Raw genomic sequence first — 19,573 nt, 5'->3', positions numbered from 1 at the left:
CCCGAGGGGGCGAGCGTGGACGTGATTTGTCCAGTGGACAAATCGCGCCAGCTCGCGGCCGGCTTGGGAGCGGCCCGGCGCTCGGCCCGCTGAGAGTTGAGTAGTTTCACGTTGACCTCCTATCACTCGAACGAGAAGCGTTTGGCCACGGCCATCAGCGCCTGTTCGAGCAGCAGCCCGACGATGCCGATCGTGAAGATCGCGATGATGATGTGCTGCACGTTCAGGTTGTTCCACTCGTCCCAAACCCAGAAGCCGATGCCTACGCCGCCGGTCAGCATCTCGGCCGCGACGATCACCAACCACGCGGTGCCCACCGACAACCGCACGCCGGTCAGCATGTAGGGCAGCACCGCGGGCAGCAGGATCTTCGTGATCACCTTCCACTCCGACAGGTTCAGCACCTTCGCGACGTTGAGGTAGTCCACCGGCACCCGCTGCACGCCGACCGCGGTGTTGACGACCATCGGCCAGATCGAGCAGATGAAGATCGTCCAGATCGCTGCCGGGTTCGCGCTCTTGAACACCAGCAGGCCGATCGGCAGCCAGGCCAGCGGCGACACGGGTTTGAGCAGGCTGATCAGCGGGCTGACCATGCGTGACGCGAACTCGAAGCGGCCGATGATGAAGCCGAGCGGGATGCCGACCAGCGCCGCGAGGCCGAAGCCCAGGCCGACGCGTTCGAGCGAGAACAGGATGTTCCAGCCTATGCCCTGGTCGTTGGGGCCGTTGCGGTAGAACGGGTCGGCAAACAGCGTGACGGCGGCATCGAAGGTGGCACGCGGTGTGGGAAACGAGCCGCCCTTTTGCGTCAGCAACGCCCAGATGCCGACCAGCAGCGCCAGGCCCAGCACCGGCGGCAAGACCTTCAGCCACAGGCCGCGCCAGTCGAACGGCGCGCGCTGGGTGCGGGGGGCGGTTGGGGCTGCGGCGGCTGGCGTGGCGGCGGGTGCGACGCGTGCGGGCACGGGTGCGGCGGCCGGCTCGGCGGCGGCGCTCAATGGGGAATGAAACACTGCACTGACCATGGTGTTCTCCGGTGGGGCGGATGAGCGGGGCGGCGCCTCAGGCGTGGACCTTGAAGCCGTCGGCGTACTTGGCGGGCTCCTTGCCGTCCCAGACCACGCCGTCGACCATCTTCGAGCTGCGCATCGGGTCCTTCGGCACGCTGACCTTCAGTGCCGACGCGGCCTGCTTGTAGAGTTCGACCTGGTTGATCTGCTTGGCAACGCCGAGGTAATCCGGGTGCTCCTTCAGCAGGCCCCAGCGCTTGTGCTGGGTCAGGAACCACATGCCGTCGGACAGGTACGGGAAGGTCACCTGCCCGTCGTTGAAGAACTTCATGTGGTTCGGGTCGTCCCACGTCTTGCCCAGGCCGTTCTGGTAGCGCCCGAGGATGCGCTGGTTGATCGCGTCGACGCTGGTGTTGACGTAGGCCTTGTCGGCCACGGTTTCAGCCATCTTCAGCTTGTTCTGCAGGCTCGCGTCGATCCAGCGGCTGGCCTCGAGGATGGCCATGATCGCCGCGCGGCAGGTGTTGGGGTACTTCTTGGCGAACTCGCCCGTCGTGCCCAGCGCCTTCTCGGGGTGGTCCTTCCAGATGTCCTGGGTCGTCGTGACGGTGATGCCGATGCCGTCCATGATCGCCCGGTGGCCCCAGGGCTCGCCGACGCAGTAGCCGTCCATGTTGCCCACGCGCATGTTGGCCACCATCTGCGGCGGCGGAACGGTGATGATCTTCGCGTCCTTCATCGGGTTGATGCCGTAGGTCGCGAGCCAGTAATACAGCCACATCGCGTGGGTGCCGGTCGGAAAGGTCTGCGCAAAGGTGTAGTCGCGCTTGTCGGTGGCCATCAGCTTGGCCAGTGACGGGCCGTCGACCGCACCCTTGTCGGCCAGTTTCTTCGACAGCGTGATGGCCTGGCCGTTGTGGTTCAGGTTCATCAGGACGGCCATGTCCTTCTTCGGTCCCGACACGCCCAGGTGCACGCCGTAGACCAGGCCCCACAGCACATGCGCCATGTCGAGCTCGCCGTTGACCAGCTTGTCGCGCACGCCGGCCCACGAGGCCTCCTTGGTCGGGATGATCTTGATGCCGTACTTCTTGTCGAAGCCGAGTACCGAGGCCATCACGACCGAGGCGCAATCGGTCAGCGGGATGAAGCCGATGCGCACTTCCTCTTTCTCGGGCTTGTCCGAGCCTTGGCCCCAGGCGCGTGTCGATGGCAGGCCGGCGGCCGCGCCCACGGCCACCGCCGAGGCTGCTTGCAGCACGCGGCGGCGACTCAGGTCGGTCTGGGTGGCACTGAGAGTGACGGGGGCAGGGGCGTGCATCGGCGGTCCTCGAAAAAGGCAAAAAAAGAGGCGCCCGACGGCAAGACCCTTGCGGGCCAGCCGGCGGACGCCTTTGTCCAAAAAACCTAGGAAGTCAGTGCAACCAGATCGCGTGACCCTTCGTTGGGCCACGGCCTGATCTACGCAATCGCTGTGCCAACCTGTGTTGCCGGGCGGGAGCGTCGGCAGCCGCTGCGCTTGCACCACCGCCGGGGTCCGCGCTGGTGCGCCGCACCAAACGCGGGCACACCGGTGCAGTGAAGCTCAGGTGAAAAGATCCGCCAGCTCCAGCAGCCTTCGCGCGACCTCGTGGATCGTCAGGCCCTGGTTCATCGCCGTCTTGCGCAGGCGCGCATAGGCCTGCGGCTCGGGCAGGCTGTGGCGCTGCATCAGCAAGGCTTTCGCGCGGTCGACGACCACGCGTTCGGCGAGCTGCCCTTTCGCGCGGGCCAGTTCGCCGCGCAGGTTTTGCTCGTGCTCGAAGCGGGCGATCGCCACATCGATCACCGGTCGCACGCGCTCGGGCGCGAGCCCGGCGACCACATAGGCCACGACGCCGGCGGCCACCGCCTCGCGCATATGGGCGGGGTCGTGCTCTTCGGTGAACAGCACGATCGGCCGCGGCGCGTCGCGCGTCGCCCAGACCACGTGCTCGATCGCGTCGCGCGCACCGCTTTCGGCATCGACGATCAGCACGTCGGGCGCCAGCGCCGCCAGCTTGTCGGGCAACAGCGCATCGGCGCCCAGCACACCGGCGATCTGGTAACCGCCGACCCTCAGGCCGTGCACCAGGGCGCGCAGGCGCAGTGCTTCGTCCCAGCCGTCCTGGTCGGCCAGGTCGGGCACGTGGGCCGACAAGGTGATGACGGCCAGGCGGAGTTCAGGGGCGCTCACGCGCAGACTGATGCAAGTTGCGCACCTGGCAGTTCAAGCCCCCAACGCCCGCTCAGGCGGGCTGCCCCCGAGGGGGCTCGCGCAGCGGACCGGCCAAGCCGGATCCGCGCACGCCACTTGATGAGCGGCGGCGCTGCGCGCGCCTAAGTTTCTAGCTTGCCGACCGAGATGATCGGGCCGGTGGGGGCGCCGGTGGGCGAGCCGCCGGCTGGCTCCAGGCTGACCGCGAAGGCGGCGGTGTCGCGCAGCAGCTCGGTGCGGATCACCTTGGTCGCGCCATCGGCAGCCACCAGGCCCAGCGAGCGTGGCGCGCCCTGGCCTGGCACGGCCCAGAGTTCGAGCGCGCGCTGCGGGTCCATCGTCAGCGCATCGACCGGCCGCAGCACCAAGCCGCGCCCGTCGGCGCTGACGCTGGCGACGAACTTTGCGTTTTGCAGCGCTGCGCCGGCCGCTGCATCAGACGGCGCCAGCACCACCAGCACCGGCGGTTGGGCGGGCTTCGGGATCGTCAGCGCCACGCCCAACACCAGCGCGGCAGCGGTGGCGAAGCCGGTGGCGGCGCGCCAGGGCAGCACGGTTTGCCACCAGCGTTGCGGCACCGGCGGCGTGTCGGTGGCGGCGCGGCGTTCGGCGAACAGGCGCTCTTCGATGCCTTTCCAGACCCGCGGCGACGGCGCGACCGGCTTCACGCTGGCCGCCAGCGGCACCAGCGCGTCCTGCCAGCGCGCCACGGCCGCGCGCAAGGCCGGATGCGCCGGCAGCAGGTTGTCGAAGCGCCGGCGGGCGGGGCCCCGCAACGTGCCGAGCACGAATTCGGCCGCGAGGCGATCGGCGAGGGGCGCGCGGGAGTAGTCCATCAATGCCCGCCCGGCCGCCCGCAGGGCGTTGAATGCCCCAGGGGGCATGAAAGGCCCCTTGCCGGGCCAAGCGGGCAATGAACGAAGTGAGTGTGGCGGGTCATGTTCAGGCTCCTACCGCGTCGATCGCGCCGGCCCGCTCCAGGCAGGCGCGCAGCGACAGCAGGCCGCGCCGGACCCAGCTTTTCACCGTGCCCAGCGGCTGGCGCAGCTGTTCGGCGACCTCGGAATGCGACAGCCCCTGATAGAAGGCCAGCGCCAGCGTCTGCTGCTGCTCGCCCGACAAACCCTTCATGCAGACACCGACCGCGCGTGCCTGCACCGCCTGGCCCAGCAGCTCCATCGGGCCGGCGGCTTCGCTCGGCATCTGGTCCAGCACGTCGTCGTCTTCACCGTCGTCCAGTGACGGCCGAGCCGTCACCCACTGCGGCTCGGTTTGCCTGCGGCGCAGGCTGTCGATCGCGCGGTGGCGCGCGATGCTGGTCAGCCAGGTCATCGGCTGTGCCCGCTGTGCGTCGAAGCTGCCGGCGGCGCCCCAGATCTTCACGAATATCTCCTGCAACAGGTCCTCGGCTTGGGCCCGGTCTGTGTTGATACGGAGAATGACGCCCAACAGATGCGCGGCCGTCTGCTGGTAAAGCGTGGCAAAAGCCGCACGATCGCCCAACGAGACGCGCGCGAGCAGCGCACCCAGGGCGTCGGCGCGCTGGGCGGATGATGAGGCGGAAGTGGCCATCTGCAGAAATTCTAGGAGTGCACCAAAGAAGGTTTGATCCAGGCATACGCCAGCCGCCGCCAGTTGGATGCCAACGCGATGTCCGCTGATCGTGGGGGAGAACCCCGATCCGTACAATCGTGATCCACCATGCCCAGACCGCAAGAATTCGTCCTCACGCTGGCTTGCCGCGACACCAAGGGCATCGTCCACAACGTCTCGGGCCTGCTGTACCAGGCCGGCTGCAACATCATCGATTCGCAGCAGTTCGGCGATCTTCAGGGCGAGGATGCGACCGGTTTCTTCTTCATGCGGGTGCATTTCGAAGCACCCGAGCATTTGGCCGAAGTGGCCACGCTGGACAAGCTGTTCGGCCACGTGCGCCAGCAGTTCGGCATGGCTGCCACCTTCCATGCGGTGGACCAGCGCCCGCGCGTGCTGCTGATGGTCAGCCAGCATGGCCACTGCCTGAACGACCTGCTGTACCGCTGGAAGAGCGGGCAACTGGCGGTCGACGTGCCGGCCATCGTGTCCAACCACACGACCTACGCCGCGCTGGCCGAGAGCTACGGCATTGCCTTTCACCACCTGCCGCTGCCCAATGGGGCCGATGTGGCCACCAAGCGCGACCAGGAGCAGCGCATCGAGGCCTTGATCGAGGCCGAGCGGATCGACCTGGTGGTGCTGGCGCGCTACATGCAGATCCTCAGTCCCGAGTTCTGCCAACGCCTGGCGGGCCGGGCGATCAACATCCACCATAGCTTTTTGCCCAGCTTCAAGGGGGCCAAGCCCTACTACCAGGCCCATGCGCGCGGTGTGAAGCTGATCGGCGCCACCGCGCACTACGTCACCGCCGACCTCGACGAGGGGCCGATCATCGAGCAGGACGTCGAGCGGGTCGACCATTCGCTGTCGGCCGAAGACCTGACCGCCGTCGGCCGCGATGTCGAGTGCGTGGTGCTGGCCCGCGCCGTGCGTTGGCATGTCGAGCGTCGCGTGCTGATGAACGGGCACAAGACGGTCGTGTTCCGCTGAACCCACCGCACCATCCGCCATGTCGCAAGTGCCCAAGGCCACCCTGCTCGCATCACCCGACGATGTCGAGAACCAGTTCTACGAAGCACTGCGCGAGGCGGACATCGACAAGCTGATGGCCGTCTGGGCCGATGACGAAGAGGTGGTCTGCATCCACCCGGGCGGTCCGCGCCTGGTCGGCCCGGCCGCGGTTCGCGCGGCTTTCGAGGCGGTGTTCGCCAACGGGGCCGTCCATGTACAGCCAGAGAAGGTGCGCCGCGTGCATGCGCTGAGCGCGGCGATGCACAGCGTGGTCGAGCGCGTTGCATTGGCCACCTCGGAAGGCGCGCGCACCGGCTGGGTGATGGCGACCAATGTCTACCTGAAGACGGCGCAAGGCTGGCGCATGGTGACCCACCACGCCAGCCCGGGTACCGCGCAAGAGCCGCCGGAGCTGGTCGAGGCGCCTTCCGTCCTTCACTGAGCCGCTGTCGAATGCGCCAGTTCCGCGCGCCGCGCTGGTTGCCGGGCGGCCATCTGCAGACGATCTGGCCGGCGTTGTACGGCCGGCGGGTGCAGGGGCCGCACCCGATCTATCAGCGTGAGCGCTGGACCACGCCGGACGGCGATTTCATCGACGTCGACTTCTGCTTTTCGCGCCAGCGCGGCGCGCCGTGGCTGGTGCTGTTCCATGGCCTCGAGGGCTCGTCGCGCAGCCACTATGCCGAGGCCTTTGCCGATGTTGCCCAGGCGCTGGGCTGGAACTACGCCGTGCCGCATTTCCGCGGTTGCTCCGGCGAGCTGAACCTCGCGCCGCGGGCCTACCACTCGGGCGACTACGAGGAGATTGGCTGGATGCTCGCGCGGCTGCGTGAACGCGCCGGCCAGCCGTTGCACGCGGTGGGGGTGTCGCTGGGCGGCAATGCGCTGCTGCGCTGGTCCGAAGAAGCCGGCGAGACGGCCGGCGCGACCGCGCGCGCGGTGGCCGCGGTGTGCTCACCGATCGACCTGGCCGCCGGGGGCCACGCGATCGGCCGCGGCTTCAACCGGCAGGTCTACACCCGCATGTTCCTGCGCTCGATGAAGCCGAAGGCGCTGGCCAAGTGGGCCCAGCACCCGGGCCTGTTCGACCGCGAGCGCCTGGCCGCGGCGCGCGACCTGTACGAGTTCGACAACCTGTTCACCGCGCCGCTGCACGGCTTTCGCAACACCGACGACTACTGGCGCCGCGCATCGGCCAAGCCGTGGCTCGAGCACATCCGCGTGCCGGCGCTGGTCCTGAACGCGCGCAACGACCCGTTCGTGCCTGCGGCCAGCTTGCCCGGTGTGCACGAGGTCGGCCGGTACGTGACGCTGTGGCAGCCGCCGCATGGTGGGCACGTCGGCTTCCCGGCCGGCCGCTTTCCCCCTGGCCATGTCCGGGCCATGCCAGCGTCGGTCGTCGACTGGCTTCGCACGAGATAACGTGCGACGTCGCTCGGAAATGCCAAGGCGCGCGCAGCGCTGCCTTTCATCAAGTGGCGTGCGCGGATCCGGCTTGGCCGGTCCGCTGCGCGAGCCCCCTCGGGGGGCAGCCCCCGGAAGGGGGCGTGGGGGTCCAATGGACGACATTGTCAAAGCGGCGCTGGCCAAATGGCCGAACGTGCCGCATTGCTACAACTGGCTCGCGCTCGATGCGCGCGGCGACTGGTACATGCGCGATGACCGCATCCAGGCCGCCGGGGCGTTCCCGACGCCCAAGGGCAGCCGCATCCTGCACGACAAGCTGCAGGAGTTCATCGGCCGCAACTACGAGGCCGACGAGGCCGGTTGCTGGTTCTTTCAGAACGGGCCGCAGCGCGTGTACGTCGAACTGGAGGCCGCACCATGGGTCTGGCGGCTGACCGCGGTGCCCGGTGCGGCGCCGGCGCTCAGCACCCACACCGGCCGCCGCGCGGCCTTTCGCAGCGCGTGGCTCGACGATGGCGGACGCTTGTTCGCCGACAGCGACATTGGCTTCGGCCTCGTGCACACGCTGGACGCGGCGCTCGGTGCCGATGCGATCGAGGCTGGCCATTGGCGCTACGACGAGCTGCCGTTCGCGCAGATGCCGCAGCGTTTCGGCTACACGCTGAGTCCAGCTGCAGGCCAGCGCCAAGACTGAGTTCCAGAAACGACCAAGCCGCCCGAAGGCGGCTTGTCATGCGGGATCGGCGAGGCGCTTACTGAGCCGCGCTGGCTGCTGCGGCCGGAGCCTTCGGCTCGTCGAACTTGGCACCGCCCTTGTTGGCCATGTAGACCACCGCGCGGGCGATCTCCAGGTCGGAGAAGTCGCCGCCGCCTTGCGCGCCCATGCTGCCCTTGCCCTTCAGCGCCGAATTCAGCAGCGTCTCGAAACCCTGCTTGATGCGCGGGCCCCACGCGGCTTCGTCGCCGAACTTCGGTGCACCGGCAGCGCCGCTGGCGTGGCAGGCCGAGCACTGGGCCTGGTAGACCTGCTCGCCGTTCTTCAGCGTGGCCACGTCGTTCACATCCTTGACCTCGACCGAGCTGACTGGCTGAATGCGCTTGGCCACCGCTTCGGCTTCCAGTGCGTTGGTGCCGGCGGCTTCTTGCTCGCCGGTGGCGACGAACTGCGTCAGCATGATGATCACGATGATCGGCACGATGAACGAGGCCGCCACGGCCCAGACCAGCTGCTTGGGCGTCTTGATCGGACCTTCGTGCGGGCCGTCGTGTGCGTGTTCTTCTGCGTGGCGGTGAGCGTCGCTCATGAATTCCTCGGTCGCTGGGCCGGATTCGGCGGGCAGGGGCGAAATCGTTGGTCGATGCGCGGCGGGGCACCGCTCGGCACAACCGCCGAATTATAGCCAGCGGCCCCATGTCGTCCGGCGGGCGGCGAGGCCCCTCGACCACGACTGCTAGAATCCCAACTCTTCCATGCATGGCGCCCGTAGCTCAGTGGATAGAGTACTGGCCTCCGAAGCCAGGGGCCGCTGGTTCGATCCCAGCCGGGCGCGCCATCGCCTCTTCTCCTTCCCCCTTCTCACCGCCTGTGACGCGTTGCCATTGACGCGCGTCGCCGGTGCGGCTGTCGTTCTGGCGGCCCTGTTGTTGGCGGGTTGCTCCACCACCTCGACCGGTTCTCGCGGCAGCCGCCTGCCGTCCGGCGCCGACGGCCCTCCGCTGCCTGGCAGCGATGCGCCGGACGTGCGCGAGGTGCCGGACGCCGAGCCCAAGCTCGAGCCCATCCGTTCGGGCGGGCCGAACAAGCCTTACGAGGTGCTGGGCCAGAGCTACACGCCAGTGACCGGTGACGAGCCGATGGTCCAGAAAGGCCTGGCCTCCTGGTATGGCCGCCGTTTCCACGGCCGCCGCACGGCCAGCGGCGAGACCTACAACATGTACGCGATGACGGCGGCGCACAAGACCATGCCGATCCCGAGCTATGCCCGGGTGCGCAACCCCGCCAACGGGCGCGAGGTGATCGTGCGGGTCAACGACCGCGGGCCGTTCGCGCGTGGGCGGGTGATCGACCTGTCGTACGCCGCGGCGGTGCGGCTCGGCGTGCAGAACGGCGTGGCGCCAGTCGAGGTCGAGCGCATCACCTACGAGGACATCCGGGCCGGTCTGGCTGGCAAGGGTGCGACCGTGGCGCGCGCACCAGCACCGCCGCCTGCGCCAGCACCGCCGCCTGCGGAGCCGACCAGCACCCAGGCTCCAGCGCAGCCGATGCCGGCGGTGACCGATCCGGCGCCCGTGGTGGCAGCCGCTGCGACCGAGCCCGCGCGCGAAATCGGCCCCACATCGGCCCCGGCCGTGGTCGCCGCGGCTGTGCCGCCAGTGCCTGAGGCGACGTCGACCTCGCGTGCCCACACCGCGGCTGCCAGCGGCTTCTGGCTGCAGCTGGGTGCCTTCGGCCAGGGGGCCGGCGCCTACGGCTTCCAGCAGCGCCTGACCGAGGAGCTGGCCTGGTTGAGCCCGCTGCTGACGGTGTTCTCCGAAGGCGGGCTGTTCCGGCTGCAGGCCGGCCCGTACGCATCGCGCGACCAGGCCCGCGAGGCGGCGGAGAAGATCCGCGGTGCACTTGCGCTGGTGCCGATGATCGTCGAGCGGCGCTGACGCCGCCCTGGTCGACTCCGGCCTGTCGCGCCTTCGTGCAGCCTGTCCGCGCCGCGTCGGCGTGTGTCGCGCCGGGCTGGCGCGCTGTCGGCGTCTGCGTAGAGTGCGTCCCATCGAGCCATCCCGCGCATCCCGACCACGCCTTCCAACGCCCGCCCCATGAGCAGTTTCACCGCCACCTCCACAAGCCCCTGGGCCAGCCGTTGGCAAAGCTTCAGCAGCGGTGCCGTCCGTGCTTTTCACGCCTACGGTTCATGGCTGGCCAGCATCAGCTGGTGGCGCTTCGGCCTGCTGTCTCTGCTGCTGCTGATCGCGTCCAGCATCCTGCAGAACCTGCCGCCGTTCACCTGGACCTACACCGAGACACTGATCGAATCGCCGGAACGCCCGCCCCGCCCGCCGAAGGCGCCGCAGCCCGCTGAAAGCCCGAAGAAGCCGGCCAAGGTGGACATCCCGGGCGTGCACATCGAGGCGCCCGACCCCAACGGCCGCGACGAAGGCGTGGACATCTCGATCGACCACCGCGGCGTGCGGATCAGCCCCCGCAGCGCCGCGGCTTCCGCGGCCCGCGCTGCGGCCGGTGCCGCCTCGGCGGCGGCCTCCGTGGCGGCCTCGAACCCGGGCTTCAGCGTCAAGGTCAACGGCGAGCCGGTGGTCGAGATCAATGCCGACGACCAGGACGTGCGCATCGCCGTGCCGCAGGGCGCCGATTCGGCTGAAATTCGCGCAGCGATCATGGAAGCGCGCCAGGCGGTGATCGAGGCGATCGCCGACGCCAAGGAGGCCCGCGCCGACGCCGAGCAGGCACGCGACGACATCGAGGAAGCGCTGAACATCGGCCCGCGCGTCTCGCACCGCACCGTGCAATACGGCGAGAGCCTGCCACAGCTGGCGATCCTGTGGATCCTGCTGTCGGCGATCCTGAAGGCGACCTACAAGGCACGCATCCAGGCCGAGCACAAGGCCGCGGTGGCGACCGAAACGGCCGAGGCCGAGTCGCTGCGCCGCCAGGTCATCGAGGCCCGCATGGCCGCGATGCAGGCCCAGGTCGAGCCGCACTTCCTGTTCAACACGCTGGCGTCGATCGACCACCTGATCGAAACCGATCCGGCTCGCGCCAGCCAGATGCAGAAAAACCTGATCGCGCTGCTTCGTGCCAGCATGCCGACGATGCGCGAGACCGCCGACGGTGGCCCGCGCGATCTGGGCCGCGAGCTGGCCGTCGTACGGCCCTATGTCGAGATCCTGAAGGTGCGCATGGAAGAGCGCCTGGTCGCCCACATCGACGTGCCCGAAGGGCTGGTCTCGGCCGAGTTCCCGCCGATGATGATCCAGACCCTGGTCGAGAACGCGATCCGCCATGGCCTGGAGCCCAAGCCCGAAGGCGGCTCGTTGAGCGTGAAGGCCGAGATCGTGCACGGCAAGCTGCAGGTCACGGTGGCCGACACCGGCGTCGGCTTCGGCAACGGCGGCACCAGCGGCACCGGCGTCGGCCTGGCCAACATCCGCGAACGCCTGCAACTGCTGTATGGCGACAAGGCGATGCTGACCGTGACGGCCAACCAGCCCAGCGGGACCGTGGTGACCATCACCGTGCCCTACCGGACCGTCAGCACGCCGGGTAACGGCAACGGCAACGGCCACGCTTGATTTCCCTGAGGAGACGAACGATGCATGCGAGACCTTCCCCCTGGCGCTGGCTCGGCTGGGCGCTGTTGATCGGCACGCTGGCGATCGCCCTGGTGACCGTCGTTTCGCTGGTCACGATGTTCAACCACCTGCCGCCGGATCTGTTGATCACGGTCGACGGCGAGCAGATCGAACTGGGCGGACTGGAGGCGGGCCATGCGTGGCTGGCCTTTGGCGCCATCGTGTTGGCGATGGTGATCGTGGTGATCGTCGTGCCGCTGGCGCTGCTGTTCGGCGTCGGGCTGCCGCTGCTGATGGTGGCCTTGGGCGTGGTGGCCGCCTTGCTGTGCGCGGCGTTGGCCGTCGCGGTGGTCGGCTCGCCGGTGATCCTGCTGGGCCTGCTGTTGTGGTGGGCCGTGCGGCCGAAGAAGAAGACCACCGGCGCGCCGGCGGCACCCGCCGCGCCGCCGCCCGTGCCGGTGATCGGCCAGCACACCGACAACTCGACACCTTTCGCGCAATGAGCCCCCACGCTCCCTTCCGGTCGCTGCCCCCCGAGGGGGTCGCGCAGCGGACCGGCGGAGCCGGATCCGCGCACGCCACCGGATGGCGTGTGGCGCGTCGCGCGCTCGGGTGAGCATAGGATGTCGTCATGAGCAATACCAACAGCGAAGCTACTGCCGGCGCGCCGCGCGCCGTGCTGGCCGACGACGAGCGGCTGATGCGAGACCAGCTGCGCGCCCGCCTGACCGAAGCCTGGCCCGAATTGCAGATCGTCGCCGAAGCGAAAAACGGCGCCGAGGCGGTCGAGCTGGTCGAGCAGCACCGGCCCGACGTCGTGTTCCTGGACATCCGCATGCCCGGCATGACCGGCGTCGAAGCGGCGAAGCAGATCGCGCAGATGGACGTCGGCGACGACGGCGTGCTGCCCGAGATCGTCTTCATCACCGCCTACGACCAATACGCGGTCGAGGCCTTCGAGCAAGGCGCGACCGACTACATCCTGAAGCCGGCCGAGCGCGACCGGCTGAAGCTGACGGTCGAGCGCATCGTCAGGCGGCTGGCGGCCAAGCGCAACAACGACGACAGCAGCGACGAGCCGGCCTCGGCGGCGTCGACGGGTGGCCTGCCGATCCAGCAGCTGCTGCACCGGCTGGCTGCCTCGGGGGGCACGAAGCCGGCCTACCTCAAGTGGATCCAGGCGACTGTCGGCCAGGCGATCCAGATGATCCCGGTCGACGACGTGCTGTTCTTCATCAGCGACGAGAAGTACACGCGCGTTCAGACGCCGCAGGTCGAGGCGCTGATCCGCAAGCCGATCAAGGAGCTCGTCGACGAGCTCGACCCCGAGCGCTTCTGGCAGATCCACCGTTCGACGCTGGTCGCGGTGAACGCGATCGCCGCCGTGACGCGCGACTTTCGCGGTCGCCAGATCGTCGCGGTGAAGGGCAACGCGCAGAAGCTCGAAGTCAGCCGCAGCTACACGCACCTGTTCAAGGGGATGTGATCGATGCGGTGATTCGGGCCGCCCGCCATGCCGACGAGAAACGAAGGGCCGCTCCCGGGTTTCTCGACCCCTGGGCGCGGCCCGTGCAAGGCGGGCCGGACGCAGGCCGGGTTTTCGGGGGACTGTTTACGGCCGCGTGAGTTCGAGCGAGTAGGTGCCGTTGACGCCGGTCGTTCCGGAGACGCGCTTGACGCGCACGTAGCGATCGGCGGCGGTGCCGTTGGGGTTGGTCCAGCTGACCACGTCGGCCATGCCGGCGCCGCGCACGCTGCTGCGGATCACCGTGCCGGTGCCGTTCAGCATTTCGAGGTTGTAGTTGGAGGCGACGTTGCCGATCAGGCGCGCGGTGAGCGTTTGACCCACGCCGACATTGATCTTGAAGACGTCCATGTCGGTGCCGCTGCCGATCGTGCCTGCCAGCTTGACCGGGAACGACACCAGGGTCTGCGGCTGCAGGCGCGTGTTGTTCGGCTCGGTCTCGGCCCCATCGCTGGCCGCGCTCGCGCCGACGAACACCGCGTTCACCGCGGCAGACGCGCTGACGATGCCCTTGCCGCAACCCACCGCGCAGGTTCTCGGCAGCGGACGCGCGGTGGTCTTCAGCAGCACCTCGACTTCGTCCGGCGTCAACGACGGGTTGCGCGCGAGCATCAGCGCCGCGACGCCGGCGACGTGCGGCGTCGCCATCGAGGTGCCCTGGTAGTAGCTGTAGCTGTCGTTGCCGGGGGTGCTGTAGCCATCGTTCAGCGTTGACAGCACGCCGTTGGCGCTGCCGCTGCTCTGGTCGCCGCCGGGCGCCGCGACGTCGATCTTCGTGCCGTAGTTCGAGTAATAGGCGCGGCCGCCGGTGCGGCCGGTGGCGGCCACCGTCACGACGTTGGCGCAGTTCGCCGGCGAATGCCGGCTGGCGTCCTCATTGGAGTTGCCCGCCGCGACGACCACCACGGCGCCGTTGGCCCGGGCCTGGTTGATGGCGCTTTGCGTGGTGGTGGAGCACGAATGGCGGCCGCCCAGCGACAGGTTCAGCACCCGCGCCGGCTGGCTGGGCGCCGTCGCGGCGCCAACCGTGGTGCCGGAGGCCCAGATCATCGCGTCGGCGATGTCCGAGGTGTAGCCGCCGCTGCAGCCGAGCACCCGCACCGGCAGGATCTTCGCGCCGTAGGCAACGCCGGCACCGCCTTCGCCGTTGTTGGTGACGGCGGCGATCGTACCGGCCACATGGGTGCCGTGCCAGCTGGAGCGGGCGCCGTTGCAGCCGTCGCCTGGGTCGTTGGCATCCGCGTCGCGGCCGCCGCCGTCGTTCGCGACGGAGGATGTGCTGATGAAGTCGTAGCCCGACAGCAGGTTGTCGGCGAGGTCCGCGTGGGCCCGCACGCCGGTGTCGATGACGGCGACGACGACGCCGGAGCCGGTCGAGACGTCCCAGGCGCTCGGCAGGTTCAGGCCGCCGGTGGCCTCGAAGTAGTGCCACTGGCTGGTGTAGAGCGGGTCGGTTGCGGTGGCGAAGGCGCGCACCTTGTGATCGGGCTCCGCATACAGCACGTTCGCGTCGTCGGCCATGATCTGGCGGGCGACCGCTTCGAGCTGGCGCGTCGGCAGCGGACGGTTCAGGTGCAGCACCCGCGCGCCCTGGCCGTTGCGATGCACCTTCTGAACCTGCACCCCGGCCACCTGCAACCGCTGCGTCGCGAGCATGGTCGCCTGCGGCGCGGCTTGCAAGGCGCTGCGACGGGTGCTGTCGCCGCGGTAGCGCACGATCAGCCGGTCGGTCAGCTCTTCGGCGGCTTGCGGGCGCGGCGCCCAGTTCGATGGCTCGGCGGGTTCTCCGACGACGCGTTGCAGCCCACCGACGGCGGCAGCCTCGGCGCGCGGCGCGACCAGCACGGCGCCCGACAGCAGCAGCACGCCGGCGGCCAGCGGCCAGGCGGGGTGGTGCTTCAGGGCACGGGTCTGCAGGCGGGCAGCGGGTCTGACGCGCATCAACGGCTCCGGAAGCGGCAAAGCAAAAGGCCCGAAGCGGGTGCCTCGGGCCTTCAGCATTTCGACCAATTGGCCGGTGAAATGAGCCTAGTTCCGGCCTTTCGGGATCGGCGACTGTGCAGTATTTGGCAGGCTGCCCAGGCGGCCTGCTTCGGTCACTGGTTCAAACCCAGCGTGTACGTGCCGCTCGAGCCGGTATTGCCCGAGTAGTAGTACACCCGCACGTACCAGGTGACCGACGAGCTGCCGGTGTTGGTGCGCGAGAACGAGTCGACCTGGCCGGTGCCCTTTTCGCTGCTGTTGAGTAGCGAGCCCGACGAGTTGTACATGTACAGGTCGTAGTCCGAGCTGCCGTTGGGCGCCAGCGTCACGCCGAGCGTCTTGCCGGCGCCGACGGTCACCTTGAAGTAGTCGGTGTCGCTCGACGAGCCCATCGTGCCGATCACGTTGGCCGGGTTGACGCTGATCGTCTGCGCGGTGGACATCGAGTTGTTCGACTCGACCTCGGCCACGTCGTTGCCGCCACCGCCGGCCGCATCGATCGCCGCGCTGGCATCGACGATGCCGGTGCCGCACTGCGAGCAGCTGCCGGGGAAGCTGCGGGTCGAGCCCTTCAGCTTGGTCTCGATCTGGTCCGGCGTCAGCGAGCTGTTCTTGGCAAACATCATCGCGACGACGGCCGCGACGTGCGGCGCCGCCATCGACGTGCCCTGGTAGTAGGCGTAGCTGTCGGAGCCGGGCGACGAGGTGCCGGTGTTCAGCGTCGAGTAGACGCCGTGGCCGCTGATGCTGGTGTCGCCACCGGGTGCCGCGACGTCGACGACCGAGCCGTAGTTCGAGTACCAGGCGCGCGCGCCGCTGCGGTTGGTGGCCGCCACGGTGATCACGCCCGAGCAGTTGGCCGGGTTGTACAGCGACGCGTCGGCCTGCGAGTTGCCCGCCGCGACAACGACCACGGTGCCGCGGTTGCGCGCGCCGTTGATGGCCGACTGGGTCGTCGAGTCGCAGCTGCCGCGGCCGCCGAGCGACATGTTGATCACCTTGGCGACGTTCGTGTTGGCCGGCACGCCGCTGACGCTGCCGCCCGAGGTCCAGGTGATCGCGTCGGCGATGTCCGAGGTGTAGCCACCGCAGCGGCCCAGCACGCGGGCCGGCACCACCTTGGCATTGAAGGCCACACCGGCGACGCCGCTCGAGTTGTTGGTCACTGCGGCGATCGTGCCGGCCACGTGGGTGCCGTGCCAGCTGGAGTTCTGCGCCGCATGGGTGCCGCCGCAGACGTTGGCCGAGATCCAGTCGCCCGGGTCCAGCGCGCTCGAATCGCGGCCGCCGCCGTCATTGGCGGTCCAGGTGTCGGCGATGAAGTCGTAGCCGCCGACGATGTTGGCCGCCAGGTCGGCATGCGGCCGGTAGCCGGTGTCGATCACCGCGACCTTGACGCCGCTGCCGGTCGACTTGTCCCAGGCCGCCGGGGCGCGCAGGCCGCCGGTCGTCTCGAAGTAGTGCCACTGGCTGTTGTAGCTGGTGTCGTTGGGCGTCATCAGCGCGTGCATGCGGCGGTCGGGTTCGACGAACTCGATGTCGACGTCGGCCCGGCGCACCGCCTTGGCCAGCTGCTGCACCTCGCTCACCGTCAACAGCCGGTCCAGCTTCATCACGTGCGCACCGATCGAATTGGTGCGCAGGAAATGCATCTGGGCGCCAGCGCGGTTGATCGCCTCGTGGGCGCGCGCCATGGCTTGCGTGTCGGCGTGGGCGGCGGCGGCAGTGCCGGCCTTGTATTTGATGATCAGTCGATCCGTGTGGCCTGTGATGGCCTCGTGCAATGCATTGAGGTCATCGGTTGCGTTGCCGCCCGCAATGGCGGCAGGGGAACAGGCCAGAGCGGCAGCCATGGCCAAGCAAGACGCAACAACACCTCTGCGTGCAATCAGACTCATGAACACTCCTCGATCACTGTGGATGGTTTGACCGACCGACAGCGCGGGTGGCGCTGCGGCCTGGTGCCCCGATCAGGGCGGGCGCGATCATCAGCTCAAGGTTTTTGTGTCACGAATGCGGCTAACCCTCGTCGATCATCATCAATATTCAACAAACTCGGTTAATGGCAGGGATTACCCGTCATTCGTGTGGAACTTTTTCTGCAGGAGAGCTGTGAGGGAAACGCAACGACCCGGCGATGAAGGCTTGGGCCAGCCAGTAGGTCGACAGGATCCAAAGGCTGGCCAGCGGCAGCGCCATGGCGAACTTGTTGACTGCGAGCGTCGCGTCCGAGGCCATGAACAGCGCGCCGCCGATGCCCGCGCGCCGCGCCCAGGGCTCGAGCGGCCCGCCGCGTGCAGCCAGCCAGACGGTGGCGGCCTGCGCCGCCATGCAGGCCAGCGCGACGACATAGATCAACACCGGCGCCTGCAACCCGGCGGGCACGTGCGGCCACAGCTGCGACAGGATCGCGCCGGCCAGCAGTGCGTACGCGACGAAAGGCAGCGGTCTGGCGGCCAGGCGCCACCCGCGGGTGAATGCAACGATGTAGGCCACATGGGCCAGCAGGAACGACACCAGCCCGGGCAGAAAGCCGGATTGCGGCCACAGCAGCGCGATGTCGCCTGCCAGCGACAGCACCAGGCCGACGCGCAGCCAGCGCCGGTACGCCGTTCCACCTGCCACGCCACGCGGCCAGGCCCAGCCGATGAGCAGCAGCGTGGTCAGCGGTTTCAGCACGAAGAACAGCTGAGCAAAGCCCAGCAGGTCGGCGGCGATCGACAGCACCGCAGACAAGGCGGCGGCGGGCAGCAACAGGGAGGGCGAGGGTCGGGTCATGGTCTGGACAGCAGGGCGGGTTGCGACAACGGGTGAAGAGGACGAGCGGGCGACACGCCGGACGCGCGCGATGGCGGCAGACTGTGGCCAGGGTCCTGGCCGGGCACCATCGGTGAAAGCGTGGGCGGCGGCGCGGCCGCCATCAGGCAGGTGGGGCCGGTGCGTCAGGCGAGGCCGACGGGCGGCCACCGGCGCGCCGTAGCGCCGCGGCCTCTTCCTGCAGTGCCTCCACCAGCCGGTCCACCAGCGGGTTGGCGGGCCGATGCAGCGGCCGCACCAGGTTCACCCGGAAGGGGATCGCCACCGTGAGCGGGCGCAGCACCAGCTTCGGCCCGGCTTGTTCCATCGCGGTCAGCGGGTTGACGATGCCCAGCCCCAGACCGTGTTTGACCATCGCGCAAACCGACACCGCGCTGTGCGTTTCGATCGCCTGGTGGCGCTGCACGCCATGCTGCTCGAACAGGCTGTCGATGATGTGCCGATACGGGTCGCCGGGGGCCAGGCTGACGAAGGCCTGGCCATCGAAGTCGCTCGGCTTCAGCCGGCGCTTGGCCGCGAGCGCATGGCCCGCGGGCAGCACCGCCACCTCGTTCATCTCGATCAACAGCTGCTGCGCGGTGCCGGCCGGCGTCGCCTCGCTTTCGGTCAGGCCGAGGTCGCAGCGCTGCGTTGCCAGCCATTCTTCGAGGTAGGGCGATTCCTGCTGCGTGATGGTCAGGCCCACGCCGGGGTGCCGGGCCAGGAAGCGGGTGCAGGCCCCCGACAGCAACCCGTGCGACAGCGCCGGCAGGCAGACCACCGACAGCTGGCCCTGGGCGAACTGTCGCAGCTGCGTGGCCGTCGCCGCGATCCGCTCCAGCCCCAGGTACGAGCGCTGCACCTCCTCGTACAGCGCGAAGGCCTGGGCGGTCGGATGCAGGCGGCCGCGAACGCGGTCGAACAGGCGCAGGCCGAGCAACTGCTCCAGGCGGGCGAGCTCGCGGCTCACCGTGGGCTGCGAGGTGTTCAGCGCCTGTGCTGCGGCGGTCACGCCGCCGGCGTTCATCAGCGCGCGGAAGATGTCGACATGGCGGTGCGTGATGCGCATCGGTACACCATATCAGCGATGGATGGATGATCGACAAATCGGTTCTTCTTCGAATCGACGAACTGCGCCACCATACGTGCATGTCGCCCTTCGCCCCCACCACCCTGAGCGCGCTCGCGCAGGCCCACGGCACACCGCTGTGGGTCTACGACGCGGCCACCATCCGCAGCCGCATCGCCGAGCTGGCCCGTTTCGACACCCTGCGCTTCGCCCAGAAGGCCTGCTCGAACACCCACATCCTGCGCCTGATGCGCGCCGAAGGCGTGGTCGTCGACGCGGTGTCGCTGGGCGAGATCGAGCGAGCGTTGGCGGCCGGCTATGTCGCAGGCACCGAGCGCGACGAGATCGTCTTCACGGCTGACGTGATCGACCGCCCCACGCTGGCCGCCGTCGTGCGACACCGCATCCCGGTGAACGCGGGCTCGATCGACATGCTCGACCAGTTGGGCCGGCAGTCGCCCGGCCATGCGGTGTGGCTGCGCATCAACCCGGGTTTCGGCCACGGCCACAGCCGCAAGACCAACACCGGCGGCGAGAGCAGCAAGCACGGCATCTGGCACGCCGACCTGCCGCAGGCGCTGGAGGTCGTGCGCCGGCATGGCCTGCGCCTGGTGGGCATGCACATGCACATCGGC

The 19,573-nt window shown here is 68.9% G+C and carries 18 protein-coding genes, 1 tRNA gene and 1 pseudogene; 10 read left to right on the top strand and 10 right to left on the bottom strand.

The window, feature by feature from the left end; translation table 11 throughout:
• Positions 1-122 precede the first annotated feature (122 nt).
• The 5 genes from ntrB to VFY73_RS10505 all read right to left on the bottom strand — a co-directional run bounded on the left by ntrB (position 123) and on the right by VFY73_RS10505 (position 4,821).
• Entirely contained in the window at positions 123-1,028 is a 906-nt protein-coding gene (gene ntrB, locus VFY73_RS10525; RefSeq protein ID WP_329718391.1) for a nitrate ABC transporter permease, read from the bottom strand.
• Between the two features lie 37 nt (positions 1,029-1,065).
• Complete coding sequence (locus VFY73_RS10520) at positions 1,066-2,334, bottom strand: CmpA/NrtA family ABC transporter substrate-binding protein (RefSeq protein WP_329718389.1); 1,269 nt, start codon at positions 2,332-2,334, stop codon at positions 1,066-1,068.
• A 264-nt stretch (positions 2,335-2,598) separates the two neighbouring features.
• Entirely contained in the window at positions 2,599-3,228 is a 630-nt protein-coding gene (locus VFY73_RS10515; protein ID WP_329718387.1) for an ANTAR domain-containing response regulator, read from the bottom strand.
• A gap of 143 nt (positions 3,229-3,371) precedes the next feature.
• Entirely contained in the window at positions 3,372-4,133 is a 762-nt protein-coding gene (locus VFY73_RS10510) for an anti-sigma factor (protein WP_329718385.1), read from the bottom strand.
• A 58-nt stretch (positions 4,134-4,191) separates the two neighbouring features.
• Positions 4,192-4,821: a sigma-70 family RNA polymerase sigma factor gene (locus VFY73_RS10505; protein ID WP_329718383.1), complete on the bottom strand. Its 630-nt coding sequence runs from the start codon at positions 4,819-4,821 to the stop codon at positions 4,192-4,194.
• A gap of 129 nt (positions 4,822-4,950) precedes the next feature.
• Here VFY73_RS10505 and purU point away from each other — a divergent pair, with 129 nt between their 5' ends.
• From purU to VFY73_RS10485, 4 genes are all read left to right on the top strand, one after another.
• Positions 4,951-5,835: a formyltetrahydrofolate deformylase gene (gene purU / locus VFY73_RS10500; RefSeq protein WP_329718381.1), complete on the top strand. Its 885-nt coding sequence runs from the start codon at positions 4,951-4,953 to the stop codon at positions 5,833-5,835.
• Between the two features lie 19 nt (positions 5,836-5,854).
• A complete protein-coding gene (locus VFY73_RS10495; protein WP_329718379.1) occupies positions 5,855-6,298 on the top strand; it encodes a YybH family protein in 444 nt (147 codons plus the stop codon).
• 11 nt (positions 6,299-6,309) lie between these two features.
• Positions 6,310-7,278 (top strand): YheT family hydrolase, encoded by a 969-nt coding sequence (locus tag VFY73_RS10490; RefSeq protein ID WP_329718377.1) that lies wholly within the window; start codon positions 6,310-6,312, stop codon positions 7,276-7,278.
• Between the two features lie 136 nt (positions 7,279-7,414).
• On the top strand, positions 7,415-7,957 hold the full coding sequence (locus VFY73_RS10485) for a DUF2946 family protein (RefSeq protein WP_329718375.1): 543 nt from the start codon (positions 7,415-7,417) through the stop codon (positions 7,955-7,957).
• Between the two features lie 58 nt (positions 7,958-8,015).
• Here VFY73_RS10485 and VFY73_RS10480 read toward each other — a convergent pair whose 3' ends face one another.
• Complete coding sequence (locus VFY73_RS10480) at positions 8,016-8,567, bottom strand: c-type cytochrome (protein WP_329718373.1); 552 nt, start codon at positions 8,565-8,567, stop codon at positions 8,016-8,018.
• A 173-nt stretch (positions 8,568-8,740) separates the two neighbouring features.
• Here VFY73_RS10480 and VFY73_RS10475 point away from each other — a divergent pair.
• The 5 genes from VFY73_RS10475 (at position 8,741) to VFY73_RS10455 (ending at position 13,051) form a co-directional block, all read left to right on the top strand.
• Positions 8,741-8,816 (top strand) — tRNA-Arg (locus VFY73_RS10475).
• A gap of 40 nt (positions 8,817-8,856) precedes the next feature.
• Complete coding sequence (locus tag VFY73_RS10470) at positions 8,857-9,915, top strand: septal ring lytic transglycosylase RlpA family protein (protein ID WP_329718371.1); 1,059 nt, start codon at positions 8,857-8,859, stop codon at positions 9,913-9,915.
• Between the two features lie 159 nt (positions 9,916-10,074).
• On the top strand, positions 10,075-11,565 hold the full coding sequence (locus VFY73_RS10465) for a histidine kinase (protein ID WP_329718369.1): 1,491 nt from the start codon (positions 10,075-10,077) through the stop codon (positions 11,563-11,565).
• Positions 11,566-11,585: 20 nt separating this feature from the next.
• Complete coding sequence (locus VFY73_RS10460) at positions 11,586-12,068, top strand: hypothetical protein (protein WP_329718367.1); 483 nt, start codon at positions 11,586-11,588, stop codon at positions 12,066-12,068.
• A gap of 128 nt (positions 12,069-12,196) precedes the next feature.
• Positions 12,197-13,051 (top strand): LytTR family DNA-binding domain-containing protein, encoded by an 855-nt coding sequence (locus tag VFY73_RS10455; RefSeq protein WP_329718365.1) that lies wholly within the window; start codon positions 12,197-12,199, stop codon positions 13,049-13,051.
• Between the two features lie 126 nt (positions 13,052-13,177).
• Here VFY73_RS10455 and VFY73_RS10450 read toward each other — a convergent pair whose 3' ends face one another.
• The 4 genes from VFY73_RS10450 to VFY73_RS10435 all read right to left on the bottom strand — a co-directional run bounded on the left by VFY73_RS10450 (position 13,178) and on the right by VFY73_RS10435 (position 18,938).
• Complete coding sequence (locus tag VFY73_RS10450; protein ID WP_329718363.1) at positions 13,178-15,031, bottom strand: S8 family peptidase; 1,854 nt, start codon at positions 15,029-15,031, stop codon at positions 13,178-13,180.
• A gap of 155 nt (positions 15,032-15,186) precedes the next feature.
• On the bottom strand, positions 15,187-16,926 hold the full coding sequence (locus VFY73_RS10445) for a S8 family peptidase (RefSeq protein ID WP_329718361.1): 1,740 nt from the start codon (positions 16,924-16,926) through the stop codon (positions 15,187-15,189).
• Positions 16,927-17,152: 226 nt separating this feature from the next.
• Positions 17,153-17,851, bottom strand: a complete 699-nt coding sequence (locus tag VFY73_RS10440) for a lysoplasmalogenase (protein WP_329718359.1) — start codon at positions 17,849-17,851, stop codon at positions 17,153-17,155.
• Positions 17,852-17,993: 142 nt separating this feature from the next.
• Positions 17,994-18,938, bottom strand: coding sequence for a LysR family transcriptional regulator (locus tag VFY73_RS10435; protein WP_329718358.1), 945 nt, complete (start codon positions 18,936-18,938; stop codon positions 17,994-17,996).
• Between the two features lie 80 nt (positions 18,939-19,018).
• Between VFY73_RS10435 and VFY73_RS10430 the strand changes: the two are divergent.
• Positions 19,019-19,573 (top strand): annotated as a pseudogene (locus VFY73_RS10430) (diaminopimelate decarboxylase); the annotation flags it as partial.

Source organism: Ideonella sp. (genome assembly GCF_036277275.1).
In the GTDB taxonomy this organism is placed as follows: domain Bacteria; phylum Pseudomonadota; class Gammaproteobacteria; order Burkholderiales; family Burkholderiaceae_C; genus Ideonella.
Note: the sequence above shows the minus strand (reverse complement) of the source record. Positions and strands in the feature narration are given on the sequence as shown.